Annotated in this window: 6 protein-coding genes; all 6 read right to left on the bottom strand. The window is 71.3% G+C overall.

What is annotated here, in order from left to right:
- Positions 1-161 precede the first annotated feature (161 nt).
- Entirely contained in the window at positions 162-308 is a 147-nt protein-coding gene (locus ACZ3IC_RS27925; RefSeq protein ID WP_467420491.1) for a hypothetical protein, read from the bottom strand.
- Positions 309-399: 91 nt separating this feature from the next.
- On the bottom strand, positions 400-1,371 hold the full coding sequence (locus ACZ3IC_RS27930) for a hypothetical protein (RefSeq protein WP_467420493.1): 972 nt from the start codon (positions 1,369-1,371) through the stop codon (positions 400-402).
- The gene (locus ACZ3IC_RS27935; protein WP_467420495.1) at positions 1,358-2,581 is read right to left on the bottom strand and encodes an MFS transporter; all 1,224 of its coding nucleotides are present in this window, start codon (positions 2,579-2,581) and stop codon (positions 1,358-1,360) included. Before ACZ3IC_RS27935 ends, ACZ3IC_RS27930 begins: the two co-directional genes overlap by 14 nt.
- Positions 2,582-2,636: 55 nt before the next feature.
- Complete coding sequence (locus ACZ3IC_RS27940; RefSeq protein ID WP_467420497.1) at positions 2,637-3,536, bottom strand: hypothetical protein; 900 nt, start codon at positions 3,534-3,536, stop codon at positions 2,637-2,639.
- Positions 3,537-3,594: 58 nt separating this feature from the next.
- On the bottom strand, positions 3,595-4,848 hold the full coding sequence (locus ACZ3IC_RS27945) for an ATP-binding protein (protein WP_467420498.1): 1,254 nt from the start codon (positions 4,846-4,848) through the stop codon (positions 3,595-3,597).
- A 38-nt stretch (positions 4,849-4,886) separates the two neighbouring features.
- The coding region (locus ACZ3IC_RS27950) for an amino acid adenylation domain-containing protein (protein WP_467420499.1) at positions 4,887-8,212 on the bottom strand (3,326 nt) is incomplete at its 5' end.

The following is an 8,212-nucleotide window of genomic DNA, read 5'->3' on the forward strand; positions in this document are numbered from 1 at the left end:
AGTCTGCCCAAAGATTGCGGGGTGTGTGGCGTGTCGGCTGTGCTGTGGGCGACGCTCTCATGGCGTGGACGACGTTGTCATGGCAAGGCTCGGTCCGCGTCATGGCAAGGATCGGTCCGCACCGGTCCGGCTCGTGGCGAACCGGACCGATGTGGCGACTGTCACGTCAGGATCGAGGGGTCAGGCTTCGTCACGGCGAGGGCCGGCCACCGGATCTGTGTGGCGCACAGGGATACGAGGATGGCGGAGGCGGCAATGGCGCCCATGCCCCACACCGGGTTGCCGGCGCTCGCCATGAAGCCGATCACACTCGCGGCATCACGCCTGAGCCGACACCCGCCGGGCGATGCCTGGGCCGGGCCGCACCCGGCACAGGCATCGGACCCCGCGCCTCCCGGTTCAGGCCGCGGGAGGAGCGGCGGGAACCATCAGCACCGCGCTGTCCCGGAAGCCGGCCGTGCGGAATCGGCCGGCGAGTCCGTCCTCCGGATCGGCGGACAGCAGAAGCAGGTCGTGACCGGGGCTCGATGCGGCCTCGGGCCAGGCAGGCGACGTACCGCGATGGTGTCCCCAGGTCACCACGAGGGAGGGATCCGACAGCGACCGCAGGCTGAGGAACTTGTCGGCGAACCCACCGGCGAGGCCGGGGTCGAGCACCTGTGAGGGGACGGGCGCGAAGCCGAAGCGGCTCTTGAAGTTGAACAGACCCGGCTGCACGACGTGCCCGTAGAGTGAGGGGTCGTTGCCCAGGGAGGCGAAGGCCAGACCGCTCTCGCGGGCGAACCGGAACGCCTCGGCATAGGCGGCCCGCATCACCCGGCTCGACCGGGCGTCGATGGACGCCGCGGAGAAGCGCATCTGCAGCACCGACTCCGCCCGGCGCATCCACCAGATGGATCCGGCAACCATCGTGGTGCCCGCGTGCACGCTGACGGCGACGTGCTCCGAGCAGGCCGCGAGCAGGCGGTCGCGCCACCGGCGTGCGAAGTTCCTGCCGCGCGGCATCCCGGCTATCTGCGCGTCGTAGACGACCAGGAACTCGTCCACGAGTTCCTCGGTCAGACCGACCCGTACACCGACTCGCATGTCCTCGTCCTGGATGAACCGGCGGCCGAGGCGGATGTTCCTGCGTTCGGTGGCGGAGAGTCCGGTGGCGAACTCCTCCTCGGACTGCCCCAGGGGGGCGCACCAGTTCACCCATCGCGGGCGCGCCACGAAGCCCAGTGCGGCCAGGGTGGCGTCGTCGACGTCCTCGGATCCGGTGAGCCTGACGATGTCGACCGTCGCGTCGGCTTCCTTCCAGGCGCTGCGTTCCGCCTCGTCGCGGTCGACCGAGGCAATGACGAGGTCGTCCTGCTCAGTGATCTCCACTGAGGGCTCCTTTCAAAGGTGTCGCCACCGTGGCACGTCCGCTGCGCCGGGTGTAGACGGCCCAGATCACGATCGAGACAACCCAGATGCACAGGGAGGGCAGCCAGAAGCGGAATCCGTCCAGCCGGCTCGCCCAGGCGTAGAGGAAACCCGACAGCGGGACGGCTCCCGTGATGAACATACGAATGGTCGCGTTGGCCCGGCCGGCGACCTCGACCGGGATCGATTCCTGGCGGTAGGTGATGGAGGCGACGTTGCTCACCGCGACCGCGAAGCACTCGATCATGAAGCCGAGCAGCTTCACGGGCAGGAACGGGACGGCCACGAGCACGAGGCCGAAGAACGCGACCAACTGGCAGAGCAGAATGCGCCGTTCGGGTCTCCACCTGGGCAGGATGCCCGGCGCGAGGCGGCTGGCCACGGCCCCCATGAACAGCCCGATCGCCATCACCAGGGAAATGACCGTGGTGTTGATGTCCCGCTGTCCGAACTCGGTGATCAGCGCCGGTTCGAGCTGGCCGATGGCGAGGTTCGTCATCGACATCGTCACCACGAGCCAGAGAATCTCCCGCTTGAGGACCCAGCGGAATCCGATCGCGAGATCGCGGCGGATGTCCATCTTCTCGTGGTTCGACGGCACCCTGGGCAGCAGCAGGGCCGCGATTCCCGCGAGCAGGTACAGGCCGGCGATGCACAGCGAGGCGGGCTCCGCGCCCAGCACGGAGAACGCGGCGCCTCCCACGATCAGACCGATGACCTTGGAGAATTCGATCGCGGAGTTCAGTTTGGCCACGGCCAGAGGGCGGGCGGGCGCGCTGATCAGCTTCGGTATGAGGACGAACTGCCCGGTGATGGTGCTCGCGACACCGCCGACCCCCGAGAGCAGCACCAGCGCGGCGACGGCCACCTGGTTGGAGAGGAAGGCCGCCAGCAGGACCAGGCAGACGGCCTGCTGCACCTGGGCCAGCACGAAGATGGCCCGCTTGTCGAAGCGGTCGATGAACGCACCGAGGATCGGAGATCCGACATAGGTGACGCCCCGCAGCGCGAACGAGACGAGGGACATGGCAACGGAGTCAGTCTGCGCGAGCACCGCCAGCGGGATCACGATCCCGAGCTGCCAGTCCGCGATTTTCGACAGCATCGACGACGCGACGAGGACCCGGAGCACCCGCGTGTCCGCCGGAGAGGCGGTGACCGCCGTCGTCATCCTCGCTCCCGGTGCCACGGGGCCCTGCGGGTCGTGCGCTCGGAGGATCCGTCCCTCATCGCGCGCTCACACCGTCGCCTCGTTCCGTGCCCGCGAGGCGGCGGGCCACCTCCGGGTGGGAACACAGCGCCTCCAGGCCGCGGGCCGTGTTGGCCTCCACGCCGGCGTCGTCCACCTCGTGGACGATCCAGTCCCAGGCCACCGCGTACTCACGGAAAAGCTTGGCCGTCTCGTCCTGCAGGCGGCTGAACGACTCCTCGCTGCGCTCGCCCGCCGGTCCGTAGTCCTCCAGGGCGCCGATCGCGCCGTTCTGCGCGGTGCGCCAGCGGTACGCGAAGGCGGACGGGCCGTCGACGAGAATGCCGACGTCCGGGCGCAGCAGTGCGGAGCCGAAGACCAGGTCGAGCATTCCCCGTACCGTGCGCACCAGTTCACCGACCGCGGCGGCGGCCGGGTCGTCCTCGTCGCCGCCCTCGGCGGCCAGCCGCTCGGCCACCGCGAGTTCCTTGAGGACGTGCTTGATCGGGTAGGACTCCTGGACGACGATCGCGCCCCGGGCCAGTGCCCGCTGGGTCACCTCCGATGCCAGCAGCACATTGCCCGCGATCTCCACGAACGCGGCGGCAAGAGCTCCCGACGCCTTGTTCCGCGTCACGGGCTCCGAGGCCAGGTGGCGCTCCCAATCGCCGTCGCGCCACTGGTCGTACCCGCGGGGGATGTCCAGCGGCCGGCCGTCGCGCAGCCCCGCGCCGTACAGGGTGCGGAAGGATTCCAGCCACAGCTGCTGGAGGGGTACCGCGGGCCATGGAGCGGCTGTCTCCTCCAGGGCGGAGCGCCAGGTGACGGTCACCACCTCTTGGCCGCCCTCCCGCAGGCGCTCCTCGAAGGCCCGGCACAGCGTGCTCTTGCCAATGCCGTCGATACCCAAGAAGGCGATGGTCAGTCCTTGGTGCATGCTCGAATCTCCTGATGTTCCAGCGGTGCGGTCACTGCGATACGGGCCGAGGACGTCCTCAGCACTCGTCGTTCAGCCGTTGGGTGATCTCCTCCACGTAGCAGCGCAGTCCCCCGACCCGGGACGCCTCCAGGGCCTTGCGCACCAGGTGTGCCGCCGCGGTCCGGTCAGTGCCGGTCGCCAGGGCCTGGGCGAGGATGAGTTCGTACGTCACCGGGCGCGCCGTGTCCACCGACCAGGCGTATGTAACGCCGTCGGTGTCCGCGAGGTCGAGATGCGTGAGGGTGCCCACCTCGGGGAAGTCGCCCAGTTCCTGGGGGTGGACGAACAGGCGCGCCTCCAGGCAGTGCCGCGAGCGGTCGACGACCGCCTCGTCCGGGGAGACGGACTCCCCGCGGGCGATGCGGAGCTGGAGTTCCACGAGGTCGGTGTCCGTCTGCCGCTCGGACATCCGGTAGGCCAGCGGAAGCCTGCCGTTGACCTCCAGGAAGTAGTAGCGGTCCGGCCCGACGATGAACTCCACCGTCATGACGTTGCGCAGCCCGAACGCCTCGGCCACGCGGGCCGCGTCCGATCGCATCGCCGCCAGTGTTCCGGCGTCGACGCCCTCCACCGGGGAGGCCTCCAGCAGCTTGAGTCCGTCGGCGACCAGCAGGCTCTCGCGCTCGCCCAGCGGAATGACGGTGCCCTCGTGGTCCACGGCGAGGGTGACACCGACCACCCGGTTCACGGTGAGGTACTTCTCCACGTACCAGGACGTGGTCGACGGCCCGGCTGCGACGGCCCGCTCGATGTCGGCCGGGGTGTGGGCGATGCGCACCTCCTGGCCTCCGTACCCGAACTCCGGCTTGAGGACGACCGGCAGGCCGATCTCCCGGGCGCGGGCGAGGACTTCGTCCGGTCCGCGTCCGGCGGCGTGGGGGAGCACGGGCACGCCGATGCGGTGCGCGGCCTCGACGGCCGCCGCCTTGCTGCCGGCCAGGCGCAGGGCGTTCGACGAGGGGCCGACGAAGGTTACGCCCCTGGCCTCCAGGCCGGCCACGAAGTCGGCGTTCTCGGCCAGCGAGCCGTACCCCGGGTACACGCAGTCGACGCCACTGCGCTCCACGGCGTCGAGCACCCGCTCGCACGAGTCGTACGTGTCGGGCAGGCCGCGGCCCTCGACGCAGACCTCGTGGTCCGCCGCGGCCACGTGCGTGTTCTGAGTGTCCGTCAGCGCGGACAGCGCGGTCGTCTCGAATCCCAGCCTGCGGCAGGTCTGCGCGGCGCGTACCGCGATGGCCGCGCGGTTGGCGATGAGTATGTGCTGCATTGTGTCTCCTGTCCGGGCAGGCCGGCTGTCGGTCGGGGTCACCGGGAGAGCCGGCCCATCCAGCGCGCGCACGCCTGTGCGATGCGCTGGATGCGGTCCTCGTCGTGCACGTCGGAGCTGTACTGCCACAGCAGCCGCAGTCCCTCGGGGACGGTCTCCGCGTAGATCTTGATCCGGTAGGGCTGTGTGCGGTCGGGGGTCATCTCCGTGCCGACCGCGCCGTCGTCGCTCCGGAACGGCGCGGAGAGGCCGAGGTCGTGCATGCGGGGGCCCAGGAAGTTGAGATAGATCTCCGGTACGGGCAGCGCGGCGAGGCGACGGCGTATCCCCTCGTCGTCGTGCAGGTGGCGCAGGGCACCCCAGGTCTGCTCCATGTCGCGGATCTCCGCGATCTGCCGGCGCAACCAGGCCCCGGTCCCGGTGTCCGATTCCTGCTCGGGCAGGGACAGCACGTAAGGGGCGATGCTGTTGAGCCAGCCCACCGTGTCGAAGAAGCCCGGTCCGCCGCTCGGGTCGGTGCGGCCGTGCCTGCACACCTCGATGGCACCGGTGCGGCTGCCCGTCTCCTCGGCGGCGGCCGCCGCCAGCGACGAGATGAGCAGCTCCTCCTGGCGCGGCGCGCCGATCCCGGAAGGCAGGGGAAGCACGGTCGCGAAGGACCTTATGTGGCTCAGGTGCATGCTGCCCCCCGCCCGGTCGGTGGGCAGGGGTCGCACCGACGGCCAGGGCAGGGCTTCCCAGCGCCGCAGGAACAGGCCGCCGAGGGGACCGTTGACGAACCGGCGCAGCGTGCCGGCGTGCACGGCCCAGGACGCGGCGGTGGCGCGGGGGCGGGTCCGGGGCGTGCCTGCGACGACCTCGTCGTACAGCGCGCTCAGATCACGGGCGATGATCTTCAGCGACATGCCGTCGGCGATGAAGTGGTGGAACACCAGCAGCAGCCGGTTGCCGCCGCCGGAGAAGAAGGCCGCCCGCCAGACGGGGCCGTCCCGCAGGCTGAGGGACTGCTGGAGGCGGTCCGCCTCCTTCAGGAATGCGCGGGCGACCTCCTCCTCGGTCCCGGCCGGCAGCCGGTGCCACGCCAGCGGAACCCGAGGCGCCTGTTCCGTGTGCGGTTCGGGCGCGGCGGCCGGACCCGTCAGCCGCAGCCGCAGCGCGGGATGGCGCTCGGCCAGCAGCGTGAGGGCCGTGTTCAGGGCCGCCTGGTCGACCGTGTCGGCCACGTCCAGGAGCACGGAGACGTTGTAGTGGTCGCTGTCCTTGTAGTCCCACTCCAGGAAGCGGTGCTGGGCCGGGGACAGGGCTGTCGGCAGGTCGGCGGAGGGTGAGGGTGCTGCGTCCTGGGGGCCGGTGGCCCGTGTCTCGGCCAGCTGCGCCAGTTCGTCGAACGTGCGGGTGCCGTACAGGTCGGCGGGGCGGATACGGATGCCGAGGTCACGCGCCCGTATCGCCACCTCCATCGCGCTGAGGCTGTCGCCCCCCAGGTCGAAGAAGTTGTCCTCGGGGGCGATCGAGGGGGCTTTCAGCACGTCGCGCCAGACCCCGGCGAGTCCGTCGCCGCCGACGGGCCGGGGCTGGGTCAGCTCCCGCAGGGCCCGGCGGTCGGTCTTCCCGTTGGGGCTCAGCGGGATCTCGCCGATCGCGACGATTCGGTGGGGCAGGGCGTACGGGGGCAGGTACCGGGCCAGGTAGGGGCGCAGCGCACCGGTGTCGGCGTCCCGGTCGTCGGCCATGACGACATAAGCGACCAACCGCAGGGAGTGGTGGCCCTGTTCGGCAACGACGGCCGCCGCGCGGACGCTGTCGTGGCGGGTCAGCCGTTCCTCCACCTCGCCGAGTTCGATCCGGTGTCCGCGGATCTTGACCTGGTCGTCGGCACGGCCCTTGTAGGCGATGCGCCCATCGGACCGGCGTCGCGCCAGGTCACCCGTGCGGTACAGGCGCTCGCCGGGCCGGAAGGGGTCGGCGACGAAGCGCTCTTCGGTCAGCTCCGGACGGTCGAGATAGCCGATCGCCAGCCCGTGGCCGCCTATGTGGATCTCGCCGGTCTCGCCGTCGGCGCAGCGCTTCCCGTCCCGCAGGATCTCGACGACCGTGTGGGGTACGGGCCTGCCGATGGTGATGTCCGGCGCCGGTGCCGGCTCGGGCGCCCCTGGCCCGCCGGGCGACCGCACCTGCTCGCACAGCGAGTAGATCGAGGTCTCGGTGGGTCCGTAGATGTTCCACACCGCCCGGGCGGAGCCGAGGGCGTCGGCGACGGCGGGGGTCAGGGTTTCCCCGCCCGAGACGATGCGCAGCCGAGGCGGCGGGGTCCAGCCGAACGAGCTCAGTGCGCTGAACATGGACGGGGTGCCCATCACGAACGTGGCGCCGCGCGCGGCGAGTGCCGCGTCCAGCAGTTCCGGATCGCGCGCCACGGCACGGTCCACCAGGTGCACCGTGCCCCCGCTGATCAGTGGCAGCAGGATCTCGAGCTGGGCGAAGTCGAACGAGAACGGGGCCAGGGCGAGGACGGAGTCGGTCTCGGCGAACCCGAACTCCTTCTTGCTGTGGCGCAGGATGTTGGCGATGCCCCGGTGCGAGAGCACGGCGCCCTTGGGCGTGCCGGTGGATCCCGAGGTGTAGATGACGAAGGCGGGGTTCCCCGGCTCGACGGCCACCGGCGCACGGTCGGCCGCGGTGACGGCCGCGCCGTCCCCGTCGACGTGCACGAGGCGCTGCCGCGCGCTGTGCGGGGGCACGGTGAGGCCGTGCCGGGTCAGCACGGCCACGGGCCGGGCATCGTCGATCATGAAGGAGAGCCGCTCCGCCGGGTACTCCGGGTCGAGCGGCAGGTAGGAGCAGCCGTTCAGGAGGGCTGCGAGCATCCCGGCCACCAGGTCGCGGGAGCGGTCCAGATGGATGCCCACCCGGTCGCCCGGTCGCGCCCCGGCGGCGCGCAGCCGCGCGCCCAGTTCCCCCGCGCGGGCCAGGAGGTCGGCGTAGGTGCAGATGCCGGCCTCGTCCTGGACGGCGGCACGACCGGGAGCGCGAAGCGCCTGGGCCCGCACCAGCTCATGGACCAGCTCCTGTGCGGCCGGAACCGGGTCCGGAGCCAGGTCCGGGGCCAGGTCCGGGGCCGGGTCCGGGGCCGGGTCCGGGGCCGGGTCCGGGGCCAGGTCGGGAGCCAGGTCGGGAGCCAGGTCCGGGGCCGGGGCTGGAGCCAGGTCCGGGGCCGGGGCTGGAGCCAGGTCCGGGTCCAGGGCCAGGTCCGGGGCCTGGTCCAAGGCCAGGTCCGGGGCCTGGTCCAAGGCCAGGTCCGGGGCCTGGTCCAAGGCCAGGTCCGGGGCCTGGTCCAAGGCCAGGTCCGGGGCCTGGTCCAAGG

This window comes from Streptomyces sp. NPDC002958, from assembly GCF_055563255.1.